Source organism: Pseudomonas sp. B21-056, from assembly GCF_026016325.1.
Lineage (GTDB): Bacteria > Pseudomonadota > Gammaproteobacteria > Pseudomonadales > Pseudomonadaceae > Aquipseudomonas.
Genome location: NZ_CP087203.1, coordinates 3,265,154 through 3,291,162 on the forward strand (window position 1 = coordinate 3,265,154; position 26,009 = coordinate 3,291,162).

The following is a 26,009-nucleotide window of genomic DNA, read 5'->3' on the forward strand; positions in this document are numbered from 1 at the left end:
CGATGTCACCCGCATTTGATCGAGACTAAAACCGGGTACCTGCCGATCCCTTTTGAATTCAGCTCACAAACCACTGACATCGCGCTGAGCCAGTCAGGTTTACTTGGCTGCGCACTAACCCTCAAACCGCGACGAAACAGTCTCGCAATCCTAGGACCCGGCTAAAAAGCACTTACAATCGTCTCCTTTTACCAGGACCACCATCATGCCGCGTTTTTTCCCCCTGGCTTTATTCCTTCTGACCAGCCAGGCCATGGCGTACCCAGCCCTCAAGGACACCGAGCTTTACACCGAAAAGACCCACGACTGCCAGGATGTCGACCTCGCCATCTGGCAGCATCCAGCGCGCACCGTGCTCGAGAAAAACGGCATCAAGCTGGAGCGGGTTCAGCTTTGTAATGGTGGGCGTTATCCAATCTTTCAGGGGGAAGTCCCTTACGATCCCCAAGGCCAGACCAAAGACTTCTTCCTTCCCTTGTACGAGCAACTGAGGAAGGCAAACGGCAAGTGGCCCTACGTGTTGGTCGCCAGCAATTATGGCGAGATGGTGTATGTCAGCTATCCAAAAAGCGATTCAATTTCACTGGCTTACGAGAACTTTGAGGCGCCTTAGCCGGCTGTCCACGGCACAGTCGTTCTGCCCTGCCCCCATCGGCTGATTACCTGGATTGCCGGATTCGGTCCGGCATGAGTTTTTCATAGTATTCATCCAACTCCGCCCTCAAATACGCCAACTTAATGGCGTCGATTTTGTCACAATCACCAATATTCAAAATAGCGACGTTTTCCCGACGGAAGGCGGTTGTGCGCCATTGCTGGAGATTCGAAAGAAGGCTCATTATCCGCCTGTCATTGGTACTCGCTTGGGCTCGTCCGAGCTCAATGCAAGGTGCATCAATCGCATTGCTTCGATAGGAGCAACCTCAGATGATGACCGTGTACGTTATGGTTATGACCCTCTGCAGGGGCGACGAAGGCTGCGTGGAAGTGCGCAAAACCGAGCCGACCTATGTCACTAAAGAGCTGTGTTTGGCGAAAGCCCGGGACATAGCGCCCCGTAAAGGCGTGAAGTTCAAGTGTCGCAGCGAACGATCCTGGGGGCCGAGCAAGGCGCCCAATTCGGATAGCCTGGATAGTGTGGTTTCGACCGATTCCAAGCGACAGCCTTGAAGCCAGGGTGCGCTCACGCGTTGACGTCAACCACCACCCGCCCCCGGACCTGCCCTTGGAGCATCCGCCCCACCACCGCCGGTACTTCCGAGAGACTGACCACTTGGGTTATCCGCTCGAGTTTGTGCAAATCGAGATCCTTAGCCAGTCGCGCCCAGGCCTGTACCCGGGCCTCTTGTGGAGCGTTGACCGAGTCGATACCGGCCAGAGTTATGTTGCGCAGGATGAATGGCAAGACCGATCCGGGAAGGTCCATACCCTGAGCCAGGCCGCAAGTCGTGACCACGCCGCGATATTGGGTACGCGCCAATACGTTTGCCAGCGTATGGCTACCGACTGAGTCCACGGCACCAGCCCACTTCTCGGCTGTTATGGCCGGGCCTTGGGCAGAAAGCGTTTGACGGTCGATAATTTGCGCGGCACCCAGACTGCTCAGATATTCATGCTCCGCTACGCGTCCAGTGGACGCCACCACGCGATAGCCGAGTGTCGAGAGAATCGCTATCGCAATAGAACCAACACCACCATTGGCGCCGGTGACCAGAATGTCCCCGCGGGCCGGGGTGAGCCCGCCATGCTCGAGTGCCAGCACCGACAGCATCGCTGTATAACCTGCGGTGCCGATCGCCATGGCATCCCTGGTGGTGAAAGCATCCGGAAGCTTGACCAGCCACTCGCCTTTTACCCGTGCTTTCTGAGCAAAGCCGCCGTGATGGGTCTGACTCAGCCCCCAACCATTCGCGACAACACGGTCGCCCACAGCGATGCCAGGATAAGCCGAGGCTTCCACTGTACCGGCAAAATCGATACCGCCAATCAGCGGAAACTGCTTGATGACGTCGGCATAACCACTCAGGGCCAATGCGTCTTTGTAGTTCACCGTCGAATAGTCAATTTTGACGGTCACATCGCCAGGCATGAGATCTTGCTCATGCATGCTGATCACTTCCGCCGAAATCTTACTCCCCGTTTTTGTTGCGAGCAGCGCTTTGAACGTCATCATCTTTCCCCCACGACCCGGCTTGGCCGGGATCGATTTATCAGTTGTTCTACGAAGGATGTGGGTTACTTCACCTTTACGATGACCTTGCCTTTAGCTCGACCCGTCTGAACATAGTCCAGCGCCTCCTGGGTCGACTCGAATGGAAAAACCCTGTCCACGACTGGACGTATGACACCGCCATCGATGAGCGCGGTGATCTGGCGCAATTGCTCACCGCTGGCCCGCATGTAAAGGAATGAGTAGATCACCCCACGACGCTTGGCCTTTTTCCGGATGCCGTAACTCAATAGGCGCATGACCAGTTTCAGGAATCCAGATAACCCGGCGCTTTTCGCGAAGTCGACATCCGGAGGGCCGGAGATCGAAATCAATCGTCCACCAGGCTTCAGCACCTGCAGTGACTTTTCGAGGGTGTCGGTACCCAGGCTATTCAAGACCACATCGTAACCTTGCAAGACCTGCTCGAAATCGTCCTTCTTGTAATCGATCACGATGTCGGCACCAAGCCGTTTCACCCACTCGACGTTCGCGGTGCTCGTAGTGGTCGCCACATAAGCACCCAGATGCTTGGCCAGTTGTATGGCAACCGTGCCCACGCCGCCGGAGCCTGCATGAATGAGGACCTTTTGACCTTTTTTCAGGCCCGCTTTTTCGACCAGAGCTTGCCAGGCCGTCAAGGCAACCAGAGGGATGGAAGCGGCGTCTTCCATACTGAGTTCTTTCGGCTTGAGCGCCAGAGAGCTTTCCTTGATCGCGATGAATTCAGCGAAGGTGCCGATCCGATTGTCGTCGGGCCGTGCACAGACCTCGTCGCCAGGCTTGAAGCGTTGCACTCGTGATCCAACCCGAACGACCACCCCCGCAAAGTCATTGCCCAGGATGAGCGGCATGCGGTAAGGCAAGATCATCTTGAACTCGCCGTCCCTGATTTTCAGATCCAAGGGGTTTACACCCGCTGCATGGATCTGGACCAGAACATCGTCCTGGCCCAACTCAGGTTCCGGCAGATTCGTCTCCTGCAGTGCGACCTTTTTCCCGTAACGATCGATGATGAACGCTTTCATGATGAGGCAGTATTCCTGAATCCAATTGGATCTGATTCGGCGTGCACCTGATGACCCATGCCCGCCGCTGAATGGTTGCTGATCCCTAGGGGCCGAGAAAGAAAAGCGCCTGGAAATGAATCAGAGGTTGATCTGCGAACTCGAAAGCGGCGCTCGCGAAGGCCACCGACTACTCATCCAGGAACTGAATGGCATGCTTGAGGAAGCGCTCGGGATACTGGAACTGCGCGCCGTGCCCGGCATCGGGATAAATCAGTAACTGGGCGTTCGGAATGTTCTGTGCCAGGTGCCAGGAGTTGATCGTCGGGATCATGATGTCCTTGACGCCGTTGAGCACCAGCGTGGGTTGCTTGATCGCGTTCAAGAAGGCGTATGGGTTCTCGCCCGGCAGCGGCTGGAGATAGGCGGCGAAGGCCTCGGCCTGCGCCTGGGCGACAGCCAATGAACTCGGTGGGTCTTGATCGGCGCGCTGGTGGCGCCGCTCCCAGAAAGCCAGGCCCGCCTGCTTGGCCGCTTCCGAGCGACCGAAGAACAGATAGAGGAAGTCCTCGATGGTCGGCACCGGGTTGCCGGCGACCTTGGGCACCTCCTCATCCATCCTGGGGTCGCCGCCGCGCAGGCCTGTGCCAAGCAGCAACAGCTTGCGCACCTGTTGCGGATGACGCAGCGCCACCTCCTGAACCTGCAGCCCTCCGATCGAAAAGCCCAGCAGATCGACCTGGGACAACCCAAGCGCCTGGATCGCCAGGGCGATGTCGTCCGCCATGTCTTCGATGCGGTTGCGAGGCGTGCCGGTGGACGAGGCGATGCCGCGGCCGTTGAACAGGATGACCTCACGGCCCGCAGCCAGGCCATCGGTCAACACCGGATCCCAGTGATCCAGGCCGGCGCGGAAGTGCGGTACGAAGAACACCGGGGGCTGGGTGGATCGAGCATTGCCCCAGCGACGATAGGCGAATCGATTGTTATCGACTTCGATGAAGCGAGTCGATGCTGTCAGGTGCGTGTCGCTCATGGCCAACGTCCTCTAAAGAGTGCAAGAGCCATAATGATTACCATCATAATCTAAACAGTCAACACCTTTGATGATGATCGACATCAATGTATAGTTGGCACCTGACTATTGGCGCATGGCGCGCATCAAGGGCACGAAGAAATGAAGGTCACCAAGGCGCAGGCCCAGGCGAACCGGGCGCACATCGTCGAGACAGCTTCGACGCTGTTCCGTGAACGTGGATACGATGGGGTGGGTGTGGCGGAGCTGATGTCGGCGGCTGGCTTCACCCATGGCGGGTTCTACAAGCACTTCCGATCCAAGGCGGACCTGATGGCGGAAGCGGCGGCATGTGGTTTTTCACAGACTGCGGCGAAATCCGAAGGCGTCGATGTCACGGAGTTCATCAAGGCCTATGTATCCCGCCGGCACCGTGATGCGCGAAGCCAGGGTTGCACCTTGGCCGCACTTGGGGGCGACGCCTCGCGCCAGCCCGACACCATCAAGGCCATTTTCGCAAACGGCATCGAGCGCCTGCTGGCAGGCATTGAGCGCGATAGCAACGCGATGGATGGTGATGATCACGAGAAAGCGCGAGCCAAGGCGATCGACATGCTCGCCCGCGCAGTCGGCGCGATTGTGTTGTCACGGGCCTGCCCGGACGACTCGCCTTTGGCGGACGAGATCTTGAAGGTCTGTCGTGACGAACTCCTTGGGTCACTCACTTGCACGACCTCAACGAGCTAGCGTTCGCGTCCCATCAGTTTGTCTACACAACCATAACGAAAAAAGGGGTAACCGATGGAAGTCGATGAGGTAATCGCTCGCTGGGAAGCCGACGAAGCGCGTGTGCGCGCACGCTTGAGTGCGCCGGACGCGAAGCCCAAGGGAAAGGTATTCGGTCGCTCGGGCATGGAGATGTTCGAAGCGATCTTTGCCGGCGAGCTGCCACCGGCGCCGATCGGTGACACGCTCGACTTCGTGCCAATACACATGGAGCCGGGAGTCGCGGTCTTCCAGGGTCGTCCACACCAGCGCCACTACAACCCACTGGGCACCGTGCACGGAGGATGGTTCGCCACGCTGCTTGACTCGGCCGTCGGTTGCGCTGTGCATTCGACGTTGCCGGCCGGAAAGGGTTACACCACGCTGGAACTGAAAGTGAACATGGTGCGCGCCTTGAATAGCCAGGTGCCGATGGTACGTGCTGAAGGCAAGGTGTTACACGCGGGTCGCCAGGTTGCGACTGCCGAGGGTCGTATCGTCGGCCCTGATGGAAAGCTCTACGCACATGCGACGACGACGTGCCTGGTCTTCGACCATTCTGCGGGTGACTGAGACCGGAGCTGTTCATCCCTCACCCTCTCAGGTGCTGATGGCAGTAGTCCTGGGGCATCATGCGCGCAACTGCACGAGGGCGTCCATGCCTTGGCCAAGGACGCCCTCGCCCCCTCAGCATATCGTTGGCGTGCGTAGAGCTCAGTAACGCACGCCAATCCCGTCGGATTTACTACCGATTGGCGAAGTACATCGTCACTTCAAAACCAATGCGCATATCGATATAGGCAGGTTTGATCCACATGGTTAAATCCTCTTATGGTTTGTTTGTAGGTGAGTCAATAGAAGTACGCCAGGCGAAACTGCAGCGAATTATCAATCTTCACGCCCTCACGCACTGACGTGTCATGCATGAGCTGACCTAAGACCTGCACTTGCTTGCCCAGCATCGTCGCTACGGTGAAGCCAAGTGTGCCGTTGCTGCGACTCGTGGCGAGGGTTTCATGGTCAAGTGTCTCGCGCGCGCCCCAGTTATGTCGGTAAGAGATTGCGGCATAGGTATCAGGGGTAAAGTTGTAACGCAGATGATTGTGCAACTGAAGCAATGGATCTTTTTTGGCATCAGTAGAACGTTGCTCGCCATAGAATTCAGTCTCAGCGATCACGTCCCAAGTGATCTTATCGGTCAGTCCCTTGATATAACCGACTTGCAAGTCCAAGGCCCAGCGATTGCTGCTCAAAGCAAAACCCTGATCTTTCTCGCTGCCGGTAGGCGCGGTAACGAACGCCGACCAGCCTAGATGTTCGTTCTTGGCAAGATCAGCAACGGTCCACACCGTTCCACCGAAAGTGATATCACCTAAACCTGAGTTTTTGCTGTCGGTGGCACCGACCTTCTGATATCCGAAGGGGATGACTATTTGCGGATCCCATGTTAGCCCGGTGTTGAAAAACTCGGTGAAGTGAATCAGTCGCAAGACCCCGACAGTCAGATCGAGGTCAAGATTGTCAGCAACTTTCTTTCCGCCGGAGTAGACCTTATCCCCTCTCGGGTTCTGCTGGTACAACACCACCACATCGGTACCCTGCGGGAGCGCGGTGTAGTCGCCAGGATCTGGTTTGACATCAGCGTGAGCCAGCGGAGCCAAGCTGGCGACAAGTGCGCTGAACGTCAGAGTGCTAAGTGTTTTCATGGCATGTCTCTTTGTTTTTATTGAAGGCATAGCTTCGCTATGACGACTCTTTAGGGAGTCGCCAAGCGCAGGTGAAACAGCATGGAATCAGTTTGAGGCGGTGTGTCCGACGGCCTTGAGATCGGCCTGCAGATCCTGGGTACGCTTGATCAGGTATTGACGGATCAACTCCATGTCTTCGCGCTGAAGAATATCGGAGAAGTTTGGCATGCCCTTATTGATCAAAGCTCCGCTGACAAAGGCAGGGAACGCCGCGTGTTTGTTATCGTCCAGATAGCGCAAGTCCGGCACCACTCCGCCGCTGATGGCATTGAGGCCATGGCAGCCGGCACACAGACCATTGAAAAGACCGCGAGCCTGAGCCAGTTGTTCGGGAGTTGCCGTGAGTGTCTGGTGGGTCATTGGCAAAACAGGCTCAGCCTTTGGCGGCGGTAGCTCCCCATGAGCACCGAGTTTGAAAGCAATCACCCGTGACTCGGCGCGCACCTTGCCTTTGTTGGTCAATGGTCCGGTCAGCAAGGGTAGGATTCCGCCCCAGCCCACTGAGAACGCCACGTATTGCTCACCATTGACGGTATAGGTAACAGGCCCTGCCATCACCCCAGAGTTGGCCCGATGCTCCCACAGTTGCTTTCCGGTGTCGGCGCGGTAAGCGACTACTCGGCCATCGGCAGTGCCCTGGAACACCAGGTTACCCGCTGTGGCGAGCGTACCGCCGTTACCGGCGCTGATGTAGGGCTGCTTCCAGGCCGCCTTCTGTTTGACCGGATCCCAGGCGATCAGCTCGCCGCTCCAGGCGTCACGGATTTTATTCAAGACCTTTGGATCTTCAGGCAGGTCCGGCACATCCAATCCGAAGTTCACCACCGACTTGTTCGACAAGAACATCGGTGCCTTGGCGGCCTTTAGTTCGGCCAAGGTGTACTGGGCAGGAATGTAGACGTAGCCGGTCTTCGGACTAAACGACATAGGGTGCCAGTTGTGCCCACCGAGGAAACTTGGTTGCACTACTTTCGGCTCTTTGGAATAGTCCGCCGCGCCGGTAAGGATCGGGCGGCCGGTTTTCATATCGATACCGCTGGCCCAGTTCACCGGAACGAAGTTTTTCGCGGACAGCAACTTACCGTTGGTACGATCGAGGACGTAGAAAAAACCGTTCTTTGGCGCTTGCATGATCACCTTGCGCACTTTGCCGTCAATCTTGATATCGGCCAGGATCATGTGTTGGGTCGCGGTGAAATCCCACTGGTCTTGCGGCGTGATTTGATAATGCCAAACGTATTCACCGGTATCTGGTCGCAGCGCCAGGATCGAAGACACGTACAAGTTGTCACCCTTGCCATTGCTGCGGAACTGATAGTTCCAGGGCGAGCCGTTGCCAGTGCCCACATAGAGAAGATCGAGTTCTGGATCGTAGGCCATAGAGTCCCAGACCGTCCCGCCACCACCCCATTTGACCCAGCCGTCGCCATCCCAGGTTTTCATCGCCTTGGCCATGGCTGGGTTTTCCGGTGGCAGCTTCGGGTCGCCCGGAACGGTATAGAAACGCCAAGCCTGTTTCCCGGTCTCGGCATCGTAAGCAGTGACGTAACCGCGAACGCCAAACTCGGCGCCGCCGTTGCCGATCAACACCTTGCCTTTGACGATGCGGGGAGCACCTGTGATCGAATAGCTCTTCGTGCGATCAATAATGGTGTCGACGCTCCATACGGGCTGACCACTGGCCGCATCAAGGGCTATCAAGCGGCCATCAAAACTGCCCACATAGACCTTGCCTTGCCATACCGCAACGCCACGATTGACGGGACCACAGCAACCCTGGCTAAGGTTCTCGGCCGGCACTTTCGGATCATATTTCCAAAGCAACTCGCCTGTGGCTGCATTGATCGCATAGACAATACTAAAAGCGCCAGTGGTGTACATCACCCCATCGACCACAAGCGGCGTAGCCTCGGTACCGCTGTCGATATCAAGCTTGGTCGTCCACGCAATACCCAGCTCTCCAACATTGCCAGCATTGACATGGTCTAGCGGGCTGTAACGCTGCTCACCATAGGTGCGACCATGACTCATCCAGTTGCCCGGTTCTTGGTCGGCCGCGATGATTCGCTGGCCATCAACCTGAGCCGGGCCTTGCGCCGCAGCCGAGCAGAATGCAGCCGTCAGTAAAGGGATACCTATCAACAGGTTCCGTGATTTCATTGTTATTTTCTCCAGCAATAATCGGCTCGGTATCACCCAGCCCAGGCGATCCAATTAGAGTATTTGCCATGCAGCACGTCTTGACTGAGCCTGCCAAAACACTTGCCATTTCCTGTCATACCGGCAAGAGGTATTGGCGGAAATCTCGGGGGGCGTGCTGGAAATGGCGTTTGAACGCACGGCTGAAATGCGCTGCATCGACAAAACCCCATTTGAAAGCGATCTGAGTGATTGACTCATGACGCAGCTCTGGGGCCCGCAGATCCTGCGCCACCCGCTCCAAACGGCGTTGCAGGATGTAGCGAGAGATGCTTTCGTGACGCTGCTCAAAAAGCCGATATAGCTGTCGGACTGAGACGTTCAAGTGTCGGGCCAGATATTCGGGGCCTAACTCGACCTCTTGCAGGGAAGACTCAACCAAGCGGGTGGCCAAACCATAGATGTCATCATGGCCCACACAGGCAAATCCAGGCTGTCCATCAGCATGCTCGCTCAGGCCGGCGGCGGCCAATCCGATCAGTGCCTGCTCCAGTGCTGGACCATCGTTCTTGCCACCGTAGTCTTTGCTCAACTCCACGTCACCCAACGAACGCACCAGTGCGCGAATCATGTAGGTGGCGACGCTATTACGATCAAGCTTGCCGAAAAGCTGTTTCTGACCGAATTGGAGGTTGACTTCTTTTCGTGTCAGATGAATCGAAATGTTTTGCACCAAGCCCTGTGGCTCGATCTCAAATGCCTGCGCCGAGTCAACCAGGGCGATGTCGTTTGGCCGCAACTCGATCACCTGATGTTGTTGGCGAATGCGCTGATGACCACTGCTCTGAAGAATTAGAAAGCAGTAACGATCATCATCCCCATCAGCGCAGGTACGGTGGCGGCTGATCAACCCTGCATTGGTTCGGATATGTGCCAACTCCAGGCCACAAATATCTTGGCCATGGACGCTGCCGATAAACAGACTATGCCGATCTGACATCGTTGTGCTGAAGTTACCGCAGACCGCACGCAAGTCGCGATTCCAGCTAGCGAACGCATCGCAAGAGTGAAGCAGGGCAGACATACCCCCTCCCACATATTATGCCTATAATATAGTTAATATATTATCTATTTTTGCTTTGCGCAATCACAGCGGCCGACCACACTGAGCCACCGTAGGGATCTCTGGAAAAGAATGGACTCGGATGAGCATTGAGGGGGCCAGGATCCGCTGATCTTTCCTCGGGACCGTTCGGCCGGCGTCAAGAAACGGATCCGGTTATGCCGGTGCTCGTGTTGACCTAAATCTTGAATTGCCCAACCAGCGCTCGCTGGTGAAGAGCCAGTTGCATCAGGCTCTGGCTTGCCGCTGCTGCTCGCTGAGCCCCTTCGCTCACCGAGCCGGAAACGTGGCCTATGTTGGCGACATTAGCACTCAGTGCCTCGGCCACCGTACTCTGCTCTTCAGCAGCACTGGCAATCTGCGTATTCATGTCTGCAATCAGCGCTACCGACTGGGCAATGCTGTCCAGTGCCTGGGCGGCACACTGCGCCTGTTCGACACTGGCGTGAGTGCGGTCATGGCTTTGCCGCATAGCATGCACCACATCCTGAGTACCGGATTGAAGTCGCTCGATCAAGCGCTGGATTTCTTCAGTGGATTGATGAGAACGCTGCGCCAGATGGCGCACCTCATCGGCCACTACCGCAAAACCACGCCCCTGTTCACCGGCACGCGCCGCTTCAATAGCTGCATTAAGGGCTAGCAGATTGGTCTGTTCGGCGAGCTCGCGAATCACGATCAGAATTGCCTGGATATCGTGGCTGCGCCCAGCCAGATCCTCAACCAGCGCCACCGCCCGACCGATGTCTTCGGCCAGAGCCTGTACCGCCTCGGCGCTGTACTGCACCAGTTGCTGACCCGACTGTGTCGAACGTTTGGCTTGCTCCGTAGCGGTCGAAGCCTGCAGAGCACTGCGGGCTACCTCTTGAGCACTGGCTGCCATTTCATTGATCGCGGTGGCAACCTGGTCAACCTCCGCCAATTGTTGCTGGCTGGCATCCCCGGTCACCTCGGCGATCCGCTGCATGTCTCCAGCTTCGTGACCCAAGCTGCCGACCGAATCGACAACCTGGGCAACCATTTTCTGCAGTTTGCCAAGAAACACGTTGAAACCACGGGATATATCACCCAGCTCGTCACGGCGGTGTTGCTCCAGGCGTACCGTCAGATCCCCTTCACCGCGGGCCATATCGTCCAACACCTCGTGCATCTGACGCACAGGCTTGACGATACTGCGGGCCACCCACCCCATCGTCGACAATCCGGCCAGCGCAACCAGCAGGCCAATAAACAGGAGCTCGCGCAGGTTATCGCGCTGCCGGTCAACCATCTGATTTTCAAGCTGGGAAAGGCCGTCCAGCACAACGCTGCGTGGGAGGTGAATCATCATTGTCCAAGGCATCTGCTGGTCGCCAATGTCAAATGGCACGTACAGTTCGATCGTATCGCGCTCCTCATTGATGAGATACAGAGGCTCGCGCTGCAGGCTCTCCAAAGCCGCCAGGCTGCTTGGAGCAAGAAGCTGTTGCGCCGGTTGGTTCAACCGGGAGGCATCATCGCTATAGGCAATCAATCGGTGGTTGCTGGCAAATATCGCGACCTTCGCCGCGCCGTTGAATAGCTGCTTGCTGGTGTGTTCTACCAGCTGTTGGATGAAGTCGATAGCGGGATCAGCCCCCGCCACGCCGACGAAGTTGCCGTTAACCAGAATCGGCGCGCTGGCTGTCGGTAGCAGCACAGTCTTGTCGTTGGCCGGATAGCTGACGGGATCCAGCACGCAAAGCCTGCGCTGCTCCTTCGGGCAGAGGTAGAACTCACCTTCCCGGGCCACCTCCTGGCCTGGTTTTTCGCTTTCCATGCCACGCATATCGGTCACTTCCACCCCACCCTGTGGCGTACGTAACCAAGCCGGCACAAAGCGCCCCAATGGCGAATGCCCGGGCTGACCGACATAGAGTGCATCCTGACCATCCAGGCCTCCGGGCTCGAGACCGATGAAGGTCGCCATCATCCGGGGATTCTCAGCCAAGGTTCGCTTGAGCACTTCGCTCAGTGCGTCGCGAGTAAGCCCGTTGCGATTCGATTCGGCAATCAATCCCACAGTACGCGCCAGGATCCTTGCAGTTTCGACAGCTTCCATCAGTTGGCGCTGGATTACCGCAACCTGTTCATGCGCCTGCAGCATCAGCCGCTCGCGGATGTCGGCTTCCTGTTGTCGTCTGACTATTGCCTGCTGCCACTTCTGGTTGGTATCGCTGGAGAAGTAGACGTAAAGCATCAGCGTCGCAATGACCGCCAGCATCAGCAGACTGGACCATAACGTAAGGGTGACCTGCAAAGAACGGAGTTTCATGGAGACATCCCAACAAGGACGGACGACGCTGGCGACAGAGAGCGTTAGACCGTCCGTTCTCCAGCAATAATCGGCTCGGTATCACCCCGACCCAGGCAAGCTATTAGAGTGCTTGCCACGCGGCATGTCTTGACTGAGTCTGCCAGAACGCTTGCCATTTCCTGTCATACCGGTGCTTCAAACCCTGAACTGAGCAACAGCCTCCCGCAGCTCATGTTCCAGCCCAGCCAGATCTCCACAAGCCAGCACCACTTGCTGATTCACCCCGACACAATGTTCGGCCTCATTGCGCACCTGCATGACATTGCGGCTGACCTCTTCGGCCACGATGCTCTGCTGCTCGGCGCTGGCGGCGTTCTGCTGGTTCATCTGTTCGATCAACGACACCGCCCCGGTAATGCCGCCCAGGGCGGTGCTCACTTGATCGGCCAACGACACGGTGTCGATCATCAGGCGTGCGCAGCCCTGGATCTGTCCGACGCTGTGCTGTGACAGCCGTTGCAAGCCGCTGATCAGCGTCTCGATCTGGCTGGTGGAATCCTGGGTGCGCCGCGCCAGCGCCCGTACTTCATCGGCAACCACCGCAAAACCACGGCCTTGCTCCCCTGCCCGCGCGGCTTCGATGGCCGCATTGAGCGCAAGCAGGTTGGTCTGTTCGGCAATCGCGGTGATCACATCAGCCACGGTGCCGATGTTTTCGACCTGCCGTTGCAAGGACTCGATGGCCTGTTCGGAAAGAGCCATTTCCGCTGCCAGTCGATGGATCTGCTGGCTCGCCAACTGCACGACCTGCTCACCATTGCGTGCCTGGTGATCGGCCTCGCCGGCGGCCTGGGAGGCTTGTTCGGCGTTCTGCGCGACTTGCGCAACCGTGCTGCTCATTTGCTGCATGGCCGTGGCGGCGTGTTCGGTCTCGACCCTTTGGCGTTGGGCCGCCCCGCTACTCTGGGCGCTGGATGTGCTCAGGGTCCGGGTCGTTTGCCCAAGGCTCTCGACACTCAGCCCAATGCGCGCCACCAGCCGACGCAGATTGGTCGTCATCTCCCCCACTGCCGCCATCAACTGACCCACTTCGTCCCGGCGCATCGTCACGCCTTCGACCGCCTCGCTCAGATCGCCCTGGGCAATCCGCCGGGCAATCAGCAGCGCCTTGCGCAGCGGCGCGACAATCAGACGGCGGATAACCAGGGATGCGAACAACGCCAGCACTACGATAATCACCGCCCCCAGTGCTTGCAGACGCATCATCGAGCTGCCCTGCTCGCCCATCTGCAGTTGCTTCTCGGTGGTTGCTTGTTCGACCTGGTTCAGCACGGTCTGGGCCTGGGCATCCATTTGCCCTGCCGTTTGCTTGCTCAATGCACGACTGTCGCGATAGCGCTGGAATGCCTTGCGATATTCGACCAGCGCCGCCCGGGCCGCCGCCAGGGACTCTTCGGAACTCTTGTCCACCCGGCCTTGGAGCAGCTCCAGCGCGTCACTCATTTCCTCCACTGACTCGGTCCAGCTTTGCAGCGTCTCTGCTGCGCCCTCCTCCACATAGAGGAACTCCCTGTTGCGGGTGACCAGCAGTTTTCGCTGCAGCGCCGAAGCCTGCTCCGCGAGACTCATCGGGTCGCCCTCCTGAACCTGTCCGCTGTTCAACGTCTCGCGTACCTGGTCATACATGTCCAGCTCAACGGTTTCGAACTGCAAACGGGCCTGCTCCGCCTGTTCCTGCATATGCCGCAACGCCTCCGCCGCCAGACGCTGGTGATCGGTGAAGTGAGCGAACTGTTCCTGATAGCCATCAACGGATTGCTGCAGCGCGGCCAGCAACGTCACACCGTCTTTCGATGTGCCCGTCTTTGCCTTCTCGAGTTGCGCGCCCAGCGCCTGGATCAGATCCCGGACCTTGCGCAGTGCCGAAGGTTCGGGATCCAGTGCATAGGCTTTCTCCGCATTGCGCATCTGCAGCGTCAGGCGGTTGATCTCCACCATGGCGCTGACCTGCCGGCCGTGTTCAAGCAGGCTGGCGCTGGCATACAAGCCCTGGGCGATGGCGGCCACCGCGAGCAAGGACACCAGGCCGAAACCGAGCAGCAGCTTCTGCCCCACCGAACAATCGGCAAGCAGCCGGGCCGTTTTCTTCAGCATGCGTCTACCGCTCCTCAACCGCCTGCAACGCGCCGCAGGCCTCAGGCTTTTTTGCGAACAACCTCTGCGGCAGCAGGAAGTACGCGAGTGCCGGCAACAGGATCAAGGCGCCGAGCATGTTCACCAGGAACATGAACGCCAGCAGGATGCCCATATCGGCCTGGAACTTGATCGGTGACCAGGCCCAGGTCGCGACGGCGATGGCCAGGGTGATACCGGTCAGCAGCACCACCTTGCCGGTGAACAGCAAGGCGCGGTAATAGGCCTCGGACAGTGAGGCGCCGGCTCGCATGTGCGCCAGGATGATGCTCAGCACGTAGAGCGCGTAGTCGACGCCGATGCCTACGCCGAGGGCGATCACCGGCAAGGTCGCCACCTTGACGCCCATGCCGAGGCCGACCATCAGCGCCTCGCACAGAATCGACGTGAGCACCAACGGCAGCACTGCAGCCAGTACCGCGCGCCAGGAGCGGAAGGTCACCCAGCACAGCAAAATCACCGCGCCGTAGACCCAGAACAGCATCTCGTGCATGGCCTTCTTCACCACGATGTTGGTCGCCGCTTCGATCCCGGCGCTGCCGGCGGCCAGCATGAATTTCACTTCCGGCAGTTTCTGCTGGGCGATGAAGGCTTCGCTGGTCTGCACCACCCGCTCCAGGGTATCGGCCTTGTGGTCGGCCAGGTACACGTAGAGCGAAAGCAGCGAACAGCCCTGGTTGAACAGTTCGCGCGGTGCCCGGGTCTGCACGGCGCCGAGGGCACCGTCGTTGGGGATCAACTCGTACCACTTGAAGTTGCCCTCGTTGTAACCGGCGGCCGCGACTTTACTCATGGCGGCCATGGAGTTGGTGGATTCAACCCCGGGCAACTGCTCCAGTTGCCAGGCCAGCGAATCGACCGCGGCCAGGGTCGGATAGCGGGTGCACTGGTCCTCCGGGGTTTTCACCATGACCACGAAGATGTCCGAACTGGCCGCGTAGTTTTGCGTCATGAACGCCGCATCGCGGTTGTAGCGCGAGTCTGGCCGCAGCTCCGGGGCACCGGGGTCCAGATCGCCGATCTTCAGGTGCAGGCTGACGGCAAATCCTCCGGCCGCCAGGGCCAGGCCGACCAGGCAGGCGGCAACGGCCCAGGAGCGCCGGGTAAAGAGGTCGAGAAAGCTCCACAGCGGATGCTTGGTGTTCGCGGTCAACTCGGCGGTTTCCGCCCGCAAGCTGCGGGCAGCGGCCTTGGCACCGACGCCGATGTAGCTGAGCAGGATCGGCAGCAGGATCAGGTTGGTGAAGATCAGTACCGCCACGCCGATGCTGGCGGTGATTGCCAGGTCCTGGATCACCTGGATCTTGATCACGATCAGCACGGCGAAACCCACCGCATCGCAGAGCAGCGCGGTCATGCCGGCGGCGAACAGACGGCGGAAGGTGTAGCGTGCCGCGACGACCCGGTGGGTACCACGGCCGATGTCCTGCATGATGCCGTTCATTTTCTGCGCGCCGTGGCTCATGCCGATGGCGAACACCAGGAACGGAACCAGCGCCGAATACGGGTCGAGGTCGTAGCCAAGGGTGGCGAGCAGGCCGATCTGCCAGAGCACCGCCACCAGGGAACAGAGCACCACCAGCGCCGTGCTGCGGGCACAGCGGGTGTACCAATAGAGCACCGCCACGGTCACCAGCACGGCGACCGCGAAGAACAGCATGACTTGCCCCAGCCCGGCGATCAGGTCACCGATGATCTTGGTGAAACCGGTGATATGGATCTGGATGTGCTCGTTCTGGTACTTGTCGCGCAAGGCTTCCAATTGCCGTGAGAACTCACCGGCGTCCAGGGCCTTGCCGGTCACCGGGTTGATCTCCAGCAGCGGCACGAAGATCACGCTGGACTGGAAGTTGCCGGCCACCAATTGGCCGATCTCACCGGAACGAGCGACGTTGGTCCGCACCTCGTCCAGGCTGGCCGGCGAGCCGTCGTAGCTGTCCGGGATCACCGTGCCGCCATCCAGACCGTCTTCGGTCACCGCGGTCCAGCGCGTGGTCGGCGTCCACAAGGACTTCATGTAGGGCTTGTCGACACCGGGCAGCAGGTAGATCTCGTCGTTGAGTTTGGCCAGGGTGTCGAGGTAGTCCTTGTCGAAGATGGTGCCTTCCTTGACCGCCACGGCGACGCGGATCGAGTTGCCGAGGCCGCTCAGTTCACTGCGCTGTTCGAGAAAATTGGCGACGTAGGGATGAGAGGTCGGGATGGTCTTCTCGAAACTGGCATTGAGGCCGATCTTGCTGGCCTGGTAACCCAGCACCAGGGTCACCAGCAGGCAGAGCAGCATGACCCAGAGACGGTGGTTGAAGATCGCCCGCTCGCCGAGGTTGCCGGAACGCGGATCGAAATCCTCCAGGCGGGCCATCACCACTTGCTGTTCAAGGGAGGAATTATGGTCGTTCACATCGGACTCCAAATACGGCCGCATGGGCTGTGCAAATAGCGCTCTGGCAAGTGGGTTCAGCGTTGCGCCGAGGCAAGGGCTTGATCGAGGCGGGTCAGCCCGCCCAGGCCGACGCAGATCAGGCTGCCATCCGGGGCGGCCACCAGACCGGCGATCGAGGTGCCGGCCGGTCCTGAAAGATGCCGCAAGCGGCTTCCTCGACCGGAACTGAGCAACAGGTCACCGGCCTGGCTGGCCAGGACCAGCGCCCCATCGTTCAGTTGCGTACCGGCGGACAAAGCCACTTCCAGACCGGTTTCGATACGCCGCCAACTGGCCCCCTGATCACCCGACCAGAACGCGTTGCCGCGCAGACCGAAGGCGATCAACTCACCGCTGGCACTGCCTTGCAGTCCAAAGAAACTGCCGTCATAGGGCGATTCGAGCGCCTGGAAGCTGCGGCCGTTGTCGTTGGAGCGCAGCAACAAGCCCCGCTCGCCAACGATGAACAGCTCGCCGCCCAGCGCACGGATGCCGTACAGGTTGAGCCCCTCGGGGTTGTCCAGCTGCTGCATCCACGGTTTCCAGGTCCCGCCGCCGTCCACGGTATGCAGGATCAGGCCGTAGGCACCGACTACATAGCCGTTGCGGCGGTCGCTGAAATACAGGTCGAGAAATGGCTTGTCCGGCCCGTCCGCCACCAACCGTTCGGCGTCTTCGATAGGCTTGGGGTCGCCACCCTGATGCGCCACAACCAGCGCCAGTTGCGCCGCCGCGATGCCATCGAGTTGCTTGGCCCAGGTTTCGCCGCCGTCACTGCTGTGAAGCACCACGCCCATATGGCCGACGGCCCAGCCCTGCTCGTTATCGACGAACTGCACCGCCGTCAGGCTGACACTGACCGGCACCTGGGCCTGGCGCCAGCTCTTGCCGGAATCGTCGGAGAGCAGGACGATGCCGCGCTCGCCAACCGCCACCAGCCGTTCACCTGCGCGGGTCACCGCCAGCAACGCGGCGTGGGTTGCCTTGGCACTCTGCAGTGCCGTCTGGTCGAGCAAGGCAATTCGTGGGCTGGCTGCTGTCCAGCCCGACATCAGCAAGAACGTCAGCATCAGGATCGCCGACAACGCCCGCCCGAGTGAAAAGTTACCGATCATATCCCGCTCCAACCACCACTCAAGGGTTATCCAAACGCAACGCGCCGATGCCAGGGCTCCAGCGCGTTGGGTAACGACTCAACGCGAACTGTCGTTGGCCATGGCGTCAGGCGTGAAGAACGAAGAGGCCGGACGTGGATAGCTCTGGTACTGGACATCCAGGTCGTTGGCCGCAGAGTTCAGGAAGTACGCACCGGTCTCCAGGTTGTAGCTGCCCCACGACATCTGTGCGGTCAGCGCCGGCATTTCCGGTGCCAGCAGGGTCAGCGAGTAGTTGGTGCGACCCAGTTTGCCCTGCGCGTCGTAACCGTCCACCAGCAGCACTTGCCAGGAATCCTCATCCACGTAATAGGTCCGTTTCGGCACCACGTGGCGCTTGCCGTCCTTGAGCGTAGCCTCGACGACCCACACCCGGTGCTTCTCCCAGCGCACCAGGTCCGGGTTGAGGAAGTTCGGCTTGACCAGGTCGTCGCTCTTCGCCGCCGCCGCACGGTTGTTGTTGTAGGGCACCAGCAACTCTTTCTTGCCCACCAGCTTGAGGTTGTGACGGTCGGTTGGACCAAAGACCATGAACGCCTCATCGAAGAAACCCACGCCCGAGGTGACGAAGTCCGGCGTGTCATAGGCAATGTTCGGGGCACGCCGCACCCGACGCTGGCCGACCAGATACTGCCAGGCGGCACGCTTGCCGGGGTCCATGTCCCAATGGGTCATCAGGCCCTCGCCGGCCTTGGATGACGGCAGCTCCGTGGCCAGCTTGCCGACCAGGAACTTACCGCTGAAGGTTTCGAGGCTGCCTTCCTTGAAGTAGTAAGGGTCCTGGTACCAGAAACGAGCCCGGGTGGCCTGAATCTTCTTGCCGCCGGCGGTCATCAGCCAGGTGTCGAAAGGCGAATAGAAGGTGTCGGCGCCCTGCCAGGACAAACGATAGTTCCACAACACCTCGGCACCGTTCTGCGGCAGCGGGAATGGAATGCCGCCATAGGCACCGCTGACTTTTTCCGAGTCCACGTCGATGCTGGCACGGGTTGCGTTCTTCAAGGTATTTTCATAGACCCACTGCGGCGCAGCGGCGCTGCGGTGAGTCGGATAGACGTCCAGGCGATAACCCGGGTACTTCTGCAGCAAGGCTTTGACGCCGTCGGACAGCTGGTCGGCGTATTGCGCCATGTTGGCCGCGCTGACCGCGTACAGCGGCTTGTCGGCGGCAAAGGGATCGGCGCGTTTGTCGCCGTTCTTGTAGCCCGCCGGTACCGTGGTATAGCCCCCGGTCCAGGCCGGAATGCTGCCGTCCTTGTTGCCCGCGCGCTCGGCGCCCATGGGGGTGAGGTCGGTATTGAGCCGTGCAGCCTGATCAGGGGAAACCGCCGCCTGCACCAGGCCGGCACTCAGCAAGGCAATGGCCAGGGCCGATATACGCAAGGAAAATTGGCTTTGCATAGGGGATGAAACCTCTTATTAGAATGTGGTTTTCACGTACATGGAGACGAAGTCACGGTCGGCTAGCGATTGCGCATAGCTGAAGTTGCCCGCCTCGTTCAGCCCTGCCGCAGCCTTGCCGAAGAAGTTCACGTAGTTGATGCCGAAGTCCCAGCGCTGCAGGTAAGTGGCCTTGAGTCCTACGCTCCAGTCACCGGCGTGGGAATTGCCGAAACCGCCCTTGCTGACGGCCGAGGAGCGACCGTCGAGGCCCACGCCAAAACCGACCGGCACGCTCAGGTCGAGACCGTCGGCCACCTGGAAGTAAGCCGGTTCGGCCAGCACCCGCAACGCGGTGGCATCCCGGGTGGTGTTGGGGTCCAGTGCCCCGGGGTTGTCGGTCACGCTGAGGGTGCGGTTCCAGGCCAGTTCGGCGAGTACCGAGCCACCGTCCCAGAGCGCGCCGGGCGGCAGCAGGTAAATCGTCGACAGGTTGACGTGGGCGGTCTTGCCCTTGGCGTAGAGCGCGTCGCCGCTGTTGTCCGCCGCGGTGCCCGGTGTCACCACTTGCAGGTTGCTCACCAGCGGCGCATTCCAACGCACCGAGGTTTCACCGGCGAAGTTGAACGGGCCATAAGCCGTGGAGAAGCTGGCGCCGACGGTCTTGATGTCTTCGGCGTAGACCTGGCGATAGGAGCTCAGGATCGGCAATCCGGTGGCGGCCGCCGCCGCGCCGTCCAGGTAGGCATACAGCGCACTTGGCGTCTTGTCGTGGTACTGGGCGGCATAGAAACCCAGTTCCAGCTCGGTGCCTTCGGGCTTGAAGCGCAGTTGCATGCCGCCCTGCCCCGAATTCTTGGCCTCGATATCGGAGGCATGAACGGTGGTGTTGCCAAACACCTCGGTCCAGTCCCCTGCCCCTTTGCCGATACCATCGTTTTCGCTCAGGTAGCTGCCCGCCCCCGGCACGTTGGAACGCTCCCACTCGAACTGGTAATAGGCCCCGACGGACAACTGCGGGTTGATCTGCAACTGGCCAGACACTTGATTGACCGGGCGCAGGATTTCCTTGAACTGGGTCCCCGGCACGCTGAGCAGCTTGACCACGTCGGTCGGCCCTTGCGCCGCGGCAATGCCGTTGCTGCCGTAGAACAGGCTCTCGCCATAGATCAGGCTATGCCGGCCCAGGCGCACGGTGCCCTGGCTTGCGTCGCCGACGTCACCGCGCAGGAATACGAACGCGTCGAGCACCTCGGCATCGCGCCCGTGCAGTTCGCGGGTATCGCTGAGGAAATGCGGGTTCGCGCTGTCGTCGGTGTCCTTGTTATAGATGTCGTCGTACCAGGCCGCGCCGCTGAGACGCAGGCCATAGTGTTCCCGGCTCAGGTCCATTTCACTGAACAGGTCCAGCCGATTGGAGACCAGGCCACGACTGAAATTCTTGTCGCCCTGCCCCTGGATCGAAGGGTACAGGCCGCCCGCCGTGGAAGCGTTGGTCAGGTTGTCGTCGGCACCTTGCAGGCGCCAGGCCTGGCTGTACTTGATGGTGTTGTCCCAGCGCAGACGCCAGTCGCTGTCGCCCAGGTCTATCTGTGCGGCCTGAACCTGTGAAGCCAGGCCGGCGAGGCACACCGAGAGTGCCAGGGTGGAACGCTTGAAGCCCGGATAGCATCGAGTGTTGTGCATGGTGTTCCTCATTGTTCTTGTTGTTTGGAAGCATGTTGTCTGGAAAGCACACGGCAATGAGCGGCCCGCGAATGCGCAGGCGTGATTCCTCGTTCAGATGTAGGTGGACGCCAGGCCGCCATCGACCGGCAGGTTGACGCCGTTGATCCAGCGGGATTCGTCGGCACTCAGGAAGGCAATGGCAGCCGCCACCTCATCGGCATAGGCCGGACGCTTCATGCGATGAGCATCGGCCTCGACCCGTTCCTGGCCGAGCATGCTGACGAAATCGCCCAGGATGGGCGTGAACACCGGACCCGGTGCCACGCTGTTCATGCGCACCGAGGTCTGCAGGAACCAGGGCTGGGCCTGCACGTAGTTCCAGACGATCAAGGCCTCTTTGAAATACTGGTAGCAGCTCTCTTGGGGCACCGGGTGCTGGGCCAGCCAGGCTTGTCCCTGGAAGAAGCTTTCAGTGCGGGCCAAGGCCTTGTGCAGTTCCAGCCGCTGCGGCCACTGCGCACCGAGGATCGAGGCGACGTTGACGATGCTGCCGCCGGCGCGGATCCGCGGCAGCGCCGCTGCGCACAGGTGACGCAGGCCGAGATAGTTGACCTGGGCCACCAACTGCGGATCGGCAGTCCCTGGCACCCCGGCGATGTTGCACAAACCGTCGATCTGTTCCGGCAACCGGCGCACGGCCGCATCGATGGCCTCGGGATGACTGAGATCAGCCTGGACAAACTCATCCAGGCTCAGGTTGGGCTCGTTGCGATCCATGCCGATCACAATGGCCCCGTGGGCACGCAGGGTTCGGGCTGTCTCGGCGCCGATGCCCGAGGAGACCCCGGTCACGACGATCCTTTTGCTGGTCAGCTTCATACGGGTTTCCCGGTTCGTGCTTGTACTGCCTCCCATGAGGGCGGTAGCCAAGTCATGTTGTTATTGCCGAACTAGTTAAGCTCGGTAACTAGTTGTAGCAAGCGATATGCCATCTCTCAGCAACAACGGGAAAACCGCTCAAGCTCGCGCAATACAGGGATTTTTGGTGAATATTGGTCCACGGCAAGGAAAACCGCGGCCTGAAAAAAGTGATGATTTCAGCAATTTCATGCTGCACTATGCGGATTATGATTACTCATATTAAGGATTTCCGATGGCAGACAAGCTGATCTCCCTGGCCGAACTCTCCGGCGGAGTCCGAAAGAAACACCCGCGCGGTGCCAGTGAGCAATTGCCTCCGGGCACGGCCCCCACGCTGCAGGACCTGACCGAATGCCTGATGTTCAGCCCGGGCGACGGGCGCATCTGGCTGAATGGCGCACGGATGCTGCTGATGCACAGCAGCGGCCTCGGCGCGATGCGGCGGGAGCTGATTGAAAGCATGGGCCTGGCCCGCGCCCGCGGCATCATGCTGCGCACCGGCTACCATTGCGGTGCGCGGGATGCGGCGCTGATCAAGGAGCGCTTTCCCGAGGCCGACTTCCTCGCGCTGTTCGCCGCCGGCCCGATCATCCATGCCATCGAAGGCGCGGTGAAGGTCGAGCCAGTGCATTTCGAATTCGATATGAACCTGGGCACCTATTACGGCGAGTTCCTCTGGCATCACTCCAGCGAGGATGACGAACACATCGCCCAGTTCGGCATCGGCACCGAACCGGCCTGCTGGATGCAGACCGGCTATGCCACCGGATACACCTCGGCGATGGTCGGCCGATTGATCCTTTACCGGGAGGTCGAGTGTCGCTCCACCGGTTCCAGCATCTGCCGGCTGATCGGCAAGCCCGCAGAGGAATGGGACGATGCAGAGGAAGACCTGGCGGCCCTGAAAGCCGAACCGTTCGTCAGCAGCAGCGGGCGCAGCACGGTACCTCCCAGCCCTGGCGACAAGGGAGTATTGGCGGCCGATCTGCAAGCCGATCCGCAACCGACCCAGGACGGCGACATGGTCGGTATCTCCTCGGCCTTCAACGCCGCCTGCCACATGCTGCGACGGGTCGCCCCGACCCAGGCGACCGTGCTGTTCACCGGCGAATCCGGCGTCGGCAAAGAGATGTTCGCCAAAATGCTGCACCGCATCAGCCCGCGCCACGATGCGCCTTTTGTCGCGATCAACTGTGCCGCCATTCCGGAAAACCTGATGGAGTCGGAGCTGTTTGGCGTCGAGCGCGGAGCCTTCACCGGTGCCACCCAATCCCGCGCCGGGCGTTTCGAGCGCGCCGATGGCGGTACCTTGTTCCTCGATGAAATCGCCACCCTCAGCCTGGTCGCCCAGGGCAAGCTACTGCGCGCACTGCAGGAAGGCGAGATCGAGCGGGTCGGCGGCAGTCGTACCTTGAAGGTCGATGTGCGGGTGGTCGCCGCGACCAACGTCGACCTGCGCGCCGCCGCACAGCGCGGCGAGTTTCGCGAAGACTTGTTCTTCCGCCTGAATGTCTTCCCGATCCACCTGCCGCCGTTGCGCGAGCGCAAGGAAGACATCCCGTTGCTGATGACCCACTTCCTGCGCCGCTTCACCCGCCATCATGGTCGGCAGATCAGTGGCTTCACCCCGCGCACGGCCGACACCCTGCTCGCCTATGACTTTCCAGGCAACATCCGCGAACTGCAGAACCTGGTGGAGCGCGGCGTGATCAGTGCACCGGATGGCGGCGCCATCGACCTGGCTCACCTGTTCACCAGCGGCGAACGCCTGGCCCAGCCGATGTTCTCCATTGGCCACCGTGGCCAACTGGCGGCAGCCCCGAATGACCCGGCCTCCCCTGCGACTGCCGCACCTGCCCCCACAGGCGATGAAGCGATCCAGGCCTTGTTTGGCGGCAAGGACCTGAGTCGGCTGTCGCTGCAGGAGATCGAGGAAACGATGATCGACCATTGCCTGGCCGAGGTGAAAGGCAATGTTTCCGAGGCGGCGCGCCGTCTTGGGCTGACCCGTGCTCAGTTGTCTTATCGGCTGTCGCGGCGTTCGGGGGGTGAGTAAGGCAAGCTAAAGACACCACTGAAATCATTGTGGCGAGGGGATTTATCCCCGCTGGCTGCGCAGCAGCCCCAAGAACAGACAACTCGGTGTGTCATGCTAATCGAGTCGTCAGTTTTGGGGCCGCTGCGGGGATAAATCCCCTCGCCACAGGTTATTGGACTGGCCCACGCTGGATGAAACAACGCCCAAACATCCCGAGAGCCACGTCGACCCGTTGGCCAATCTGCTCGTCGGACCAACTCTGCTGGACCCCGAGGGTGAACAGCTTGAGCGGTTGCGAGATCAACAACGCATCGATCAACTCGACCGCCGGCTCGACATCCTCGTGTGCCAGAAGCCCCTTGCCCGCTGCCTTGCCCAACCAGCCACGCAACAGCTCCAGACAACGCGCGGCCCCCTCCTGGTACCAGATCCTCGCGATACCCGGCGCAGTCTCGCGTCCCTGCGCTGCCATCAAGTAAAGCCCCAGCGCCAACGGTGACAGGGTCAGGCGCGCCCATAGCGTCAGGTACATGCGCAATTCGCTGAGCAGGTCCTCGGCGCAGTCGATACCGCTTTCCAACAACAACTCGAGGGTCGACAGGTCCCGGGCCACCAACTGCGAAAGCAGCGCCTCCTTGCTCGCCACCAGCAGGTACACGGTTTTTTTCGAAATGCCGGCGGCCCGGGCGATGGTATCCATGGTGACGCTGGCGAAATTGCCACTGCCGAGAATCTGCGCCGCCGCATCGAGCAACAGGCTCATCTGCTCCTCGCGACTGCGCACAGGAGGACGGCCGCGCCTGGCGGCCTGGGGAGTGGTTTCAGGCATGACGGGCATCCTGGCTAGCGTTAATCAAACAAGCAACATAGTACCTGTGGCGAGGGGATTTATCCCCGCTGGGCTGCGAAGCAGACCCAATACAGTCGACTCAATTTGCATGACACACCGAGTTGTCTGTTTTTGGGGCCGCTTCGCAGCCCAGCGGGGATGAATCCCCCTCGCCACAAGGGGATTCAGAGACTCTCGAGCAGCACGCGATCGGCCTCCACTCCCACACCCGCAAAAGCCCCGCGCAATGCATCCTCGATAAACTGCCACGCCTCATCCGCCGAAGCATCCGGGCCCAGGTGAGTGAACATGTGATCGCAGCCCGGGAACATTCTCTCGTTCACCGCAACCCCAGCCTGACGCAGTTTCTCCCCATAGGCCTGACCTTCGGCGCGCAGAATATCGTACTCAGCAGTGATCAATGTGGCGGCAGGCAAGCCTTGCAACGCCTCGACCGGCGCCAGCAACGGCGAAACCAGAGGGTCACGGGCATGGGCCGGATCGCTCAGGTAACACCGGTTGAAAAAGCGCATCAGGCCCACGCCGAGCAGCGGCTTGTCGATGGGGGACTGCTTCAGCTCAGGCTCCTGGGACAGATCCAATGCCGCATAGTCGATGACCTGATGCACCACTCGGAGTCGCTGGTGGCCTCGCGCCAGATTGGCCAGACCGGCGGCCAGGTTTCCGCCGGCGCTGTGCCCGCCGACAGCGATGCGCTGCGGGTCGATCCCCAGCGCGGTGCCCTGCCCGGCCAGCCACTCCAGCACCTCGAAACTCTGGCGCAAACCTGCGGGAAAGGGATGCTCGGGCGCCAGGACATAATCCAGATTGACCACCAGGCAACCCAGGTTGTGGGCCAGACGACGGCAATAGCTGTCGTCATGTTCCGGCACCCCGGCGACGAACCCACCGCCATGCAGGTTCAGGTATACCGGGAGCGGTTCCCCGGACGGCGTATCGGGCCAATAGAACAGCGCCCGCGCCGGCCCCCAGGCCGTCGGGATGTGCTGCTCGTCTACCGCACGCAGCGGATAGCGTGCCGCGTCGTAGATGAACTTGGCCTTCATGCGCTTGGCAAGGGCGCGCAGCAGCTTGGCCTTGAGGGTTTGCAACAGGTTCATGG

Annotated in this window: 20 protein-coding genes and 2 pseudogenes; 4 read left to right on the forward strand and 18 right to left on the reverse strand. The window is 60.2% G+C overall.

Features of this window, described 5'->3' with window-relative positions:
* Window positions 1-205 precede the first annotated feature (205 nt).
* Window positions 206-613, forward strand: a complete 408-nt coding sequence (locus LOY67_RS13820; protein WP_265063015.1) for a hypothetical protein — start codon at window positions 206-208, stop codon at window positions 611-613.
* A gap of 570 nt (window positions 614-1,183) precedes the next feature.
* On the opposite strand, the gene LOY67_RS13825 is transcribed toward LOY67_RS13820, so the two are convergent.
* From LOY67_RS13825 to LOY67_RS13835, 3 genes are all read right to left on the reverse strand, one after another.
* A complete protein-coding gene (locus LOY67_RS13825; RefSeq protein ID WP_265063016.1) occupies window positions 1,184-2,170 on the reverse strand; it encodes an MDR family oxidoreductase in 987 nt (328 codons plus the stop codon).
* Window positions 2,171-2,235: 65 nt separating this feature from the next.
* Entirely contained in the window at window positions 2,236-3,237 is a 1,002-nt protein-coding gene (locus LOY67_RS13830) for an NADP-dependent oxidoreductase (RefSeq protein WP_265063017.1), read from the reverse strand.
* Between the two features lie 169 nt (window positions 3,238-3,406).
* The gene (locus LOY67_RS13835) at window positions 3,407-4,252 is read right to left on the reverse strand and encodes an alpha/beta fold hydrolase (RefSeq protein ID WP_265063018.1); all 846 of its coding nucleotides are present in this window, start codon (window positions 4,250-4,252) and stop codon (window positions 3,407-3,409) included.
* 141 nt (window positions 4,253-4,393) lie between these two features.
* Here LOY67_RS13835 and LOY67_RS13840 point away from each other — a divergent pair, with 141 nt between their 5' ends.
* A complete protein-coding gene (locus LOY67_RS13840; RefSeq protein WP_265063019.1) occupies window positions 4,394-4,978 on the forward strand; it encodes a TetR/AcrR family transcriptional regulator in 585 nt (194 codons plus the stop codon).
* 54 nt (window positions 4,979-5,032) lie between these two features.
* On the forward strand, window positions 5,033-5,569 hold the full coding sequence (locus LOY67_RS13845; protein ID WP_265063020.1) for a PaaI family thioesterase: 537 nt from the start codon (window positions 5,033-5,035) through the stop codon (window positions 5,567-5,569).
* A gap of 172 nt (window positions 5,570-5,741) precedes the next feature.
* Here LOY67_RS13845 and pqqA read toward each other — a convergent pair whose 3' ends face one another.
* The 13 genes and pseudogenes from pqqA to LOY67_RS13900 all read right to left on the reverse strand — a co-directional run bounded on the left by pqqA (window position 5,742) and on the right by LOY67_RS13900 (window position 21,977).
* A complete protein-coding gene (gene pqqA / locus LOY67_RS13850) occupies window positions 5,742-5,813 on the reverse strand; it encodes a pyrroloquinoline quinone precursor peptide PqqA (protein WP_265067761.1) in 72 nt (23 codons plus the stop codon).
* 34 nt (window positions 5,814-5,847) lie between these two features.
* Entirely contained in the window at window positions 5,848-6,702 is an 855-nt protein-coding gene (locus LOY67_RS13855; RefSeq protein WP_265063021.1) for a transporter, read from the reverse strand.
* Window positions 6,703-6,789: 87 nt separating this feature from the next.
* Window positions 6,790-8,904 (reverse strand): PQQ-dependent dehydrogenase, methanol/ethanol family, encoded by a 2,115-nt coding sequence (locus tag LOY67_RS13860; protein ID WP_265063022.1) that lies wholly within the window; start codon window positions 8,902-8,904, stop codon window positions 6,790-6,792.
* 115 nt (window positions 8,905-9,019) lie between these two features.
* Window positions 9,020-9,967: a transcriptional regulator FeaR gene (gene feaR, locus LOY67_RS13865; RefSeq protein ID WP_265063023.1), complete on the reverse strand. Its 948-nt coding sequence runs from the start codon at window positions 9,965-9,967 to the stop codon at window positions 9,020-9,022.
* A 217-nt stretch (window positions 9,968-10,184) separates the two neighbouring features.
* Entirely contained in the window at window positions 10,185-11,027 is an 843-nt protein-coding gene (locus tag LOY67_RS28520) for a methyl-accepting chemotaxis protein (RefSeq protein ID WP_413776214.1), read from the reverse strand.
* 15 nt (window positions 11,028-11,042) lie between these two features.
* Window positions 11,043-12,299, reverse strand: a pseudogene (locus tag LOY67_RS28525) (HAMP domain-containing protein); the annotation flags it as partial.
* Window positions 12,300-12,476: 177 nt separating this feature from the next.
* Entirely contained in the window at window positions 12,477-13,358 is an 882-nt protein-coding gene (locus LOY67_RS28530) for a methyl-accepting chemotaxis protein (RefSeq protein ID WP_413776215.1), read from the reverse strand.
* Window positions 13,335-14,435 (reverse strand): annotated as a pseudogene (locus LOY67_RS28535) (HAMP domain-containing protein); the annotation flags it as partial. The gene LOY67_RS28530 and the pseudogene LOY67_RS28535, both read right to left, overlap by 24 nt.
* Window positions 14,436-14,439: 4 nt before the next feature.
* On the reverse strand, window positions 14,440-16,836 hold the full coding sequence (locus tag LOY67_RS13880; protein WP_265067762.1) for an efflux RND transporter permease subunit: 2,397 nt from the start codon (window positions 16,834-16,836) through the stop codon (window positions 14,440-14,442).
* Between the two features lie 95 nt (window positions 16,837-16,931).
* Entirely contained in the window at window positions 16,932-17,966 is a 1,035-nt protein-coding gene (locus tag LOY67_RS13885) for a WD40/YVTN/BNR-like repeat-containing protein (RefSeq protein WP_265067763.1), read from the reverse strand.
* A gap of 123 nt (window positions 17,967-18,089) precedes the next feature.
* The gene (locus tag LOY67_RS13890; RefSeq protein ID WP_265063026.1) at window positions 18,090-19,451 is read right to left on the reverse strand and encodes a DUF1329 domain-containing protein; all 1,362 of its coding nucleotides are present in this window, start codon (window positions 19,449-19,451) and stop codon (window positions 18,090-18,092) included.
* Window positions 19,452-19,469: 18 nt separating this feature from the next.
* Window positions 19,470-21,116 (reverse strand): DUF1302 domain-containing protein, encoded by a 1,647-nt coding sequence (locus tag LOY67_RS13895; RefSeq protein ID WP_265063027.1) that lies wholly within the window; start codon window positions 21,114-21,116, stop codon window positions 19,470-19,472.
* 93 nt (window positions 21,117-21,209) lie between these two features.
* A complete protein-coding gene (locus LOY67_RS13900) occupies window positions 21,210-21,977 on the reverse strand; it encodes a coniferyl-alcohol dehydrogenase (protein ID WP_258623691.1) in 768 nt (255 codons plus the stop codon).
* A 274-nt stretch (window positions 21,978-22,251) separates the two neighbouring features.
* On the opposite strand from LOY67_RS13900, the gene LOY67_RS13905 reads away from it, so the two are divergent.
* Window positions 22,252-24,075, forward strand: coding sequence for a sigma-54-dependent Fis family transcriptional regulator (locus tag LOY67_RS13905; RefSeq protein WP_265063028.1), 1,824 nt, complete (start codon window positions 22,252-22,254; stop codon window positions 24,073-24,075).
* A 151-nt stretch (window positions 24,076-24,226) separates the two neighbouring features.
* On the opposite strand, the gene LOY67_RS13910 is transcribed toward LOY67_RS13905, so the two are convergent.
* Window positions 24,227-24,886: a TetR/AcrR family transcriptional regulator gene (locus LOY67_RS13910; RefSeq protein ID WP_265063029.1), complete on the reverse strand. Its 660-nt coding sequence runs from the start codon at window positions 24,884-24,886 to the stop codon at window positions 24,227-24,229.
* 185 nt (window positions 24,887-25,071) lie between these two features.
* A complete protein-coding gene (locus LOY67_RS13915) occupies window positions 25,072-26,007 on the reverse strand; it encodes an alpha/beta hydrolase (RefSeq protein WP_265063030.1) in 936 nt (311 codons plus the stop codon).
* Window positions 26,008-26,009 lie beyond the last annotated feature (2 nt).

Coding starts and splice junctions, on each gene's coding strand:
- LOY67_RS13825 (WP_265063016.1), bottom strand. CDS start 2,170: ATGACGTTCAAAGCGCTGCTCGCAACAAAAACGGGGAGTAAGATTTCG.
- LOY67_RS28520 (WP_413776214.1), bottom strand. CDS start 11,027: ATGGTTGCCCAGGTTGTCGATTCGGTCGGCAGCTTGGGTCACGAAGCT.
- LOY67_RS13840 (WP_265063019.1), top strand. CDS start 4,394: ATGAAGGTCACCAAGGCGCAGGCCCAGGCGAACCGGGCGCACATCGTC.
- LOY67_RS13905 (WP_265063028.1), top strand. CDS start 22,252: ATGGCAGACAAGCTGATCTCCCTGGCCGAACTCTCCGGCGGAGTCCGA.
- LOY67_RS13860 (WP_265063022.1), bottom strand. CDS start 8,904: ATGAAATCACGGAACCTGTTGATAGGTATCCCTTTACTGACGGCTGCA.
- LOY67_RS13890 (WP_265063026.1), bottom strand. CDS start 19,451: ATGCAAAGCCAATTTTCCTTGCGTATATCGGCCCTGGCCATTGCCTTG.
- LOY67_RS13830 (WP_265063017.1), bottom strand. CDS start 3,237: ATGAAAGCGTTCATCATCGATCGTTACGGGAAAAAGGTCGCACTGCAG.
- LOY67_RS13855 (WP_265063021.1), bottom strand. CDS start 6,702: ATGAAAACACTTAGCACTCTGACGTTCAGCGCACTTGTCGCCAGCTTG.
- LOY67_RS13880 (WP_265067762.1), bottom strand. CDS start 16,836: ATGGCCCGCCTGGAGGATTTCGATCCGCGTTCCGGCAACCTCGGCGAG.
- feaR (WP_265063023.1), bottom strand. CDS start 9,967: ATGTCTGCCCTGCTTCACTCTTGCGATGCGTTCGCTAGCTGGAATCGC.
- LOY67_RS28530 (WP_413776215.1), bottom strand. CDS start 13,358: ATGGCGGCAGTGGGGGAGATGACGACCAATCTGCGTCGGCTGGTGGCG.
- LOY67_RS13895 (WP_265063027.1), bottom strand. CDS start 21,116: ATGCACAACACTCGATGCTATCCGGGCTTCAAGCGTTCCACCCTGGCA.
- LOY67_RS13820 (WP_265063015.1), top strand. CDS start 206: ATGCCGCGTTTTTTCCCCCTGGCTTTATTCCTTCTGACCAGCCAGGCC.
- LOY67_RS13835 (WP_265063018.1), bottom strand. CDS start 4,252: ATGAGCGACACGCACCTGACAGCATCGACTCGCTTCATCGAAGTCGAT.
- LOY67_RS13885 (WP_265067763.1), bottom strand. CDS start 17,966: ATGCTGACGTTCTTGCTGATGTCGGGCTGGACAGCAGCCAGCCCACGA.
- LOY67_RS13910 (WP_265063029.1), bottom strand. CDS start 24,886: ATGCCTGAAACCACTCCCCAGGCCGCCAGGCGCGGCCGTCCTCCTGTG.
- LOY67_RS13900 (WP_258623691.1), bottom strand. CDS start 21,977: ATGAAGCTGACCAGCAAAAGGATCGTCGTGACCGGGGTCTCCTCGGGC.
- LOY67_RS13845 (WP_265063020.1), top strand. CDS start 5,033: ATGGAAGTCGATGAGGTAATCGCTCGCTGGGAAGCCGACGAAGCGCGT.
- LOY67_RS13915 (WP_265063030.1), bottom strand. CDS start 26,007: ATGAACCTGTTGCAAACCCTCAAGGCCAAGCTGCTGCGCGCCCTTGCC.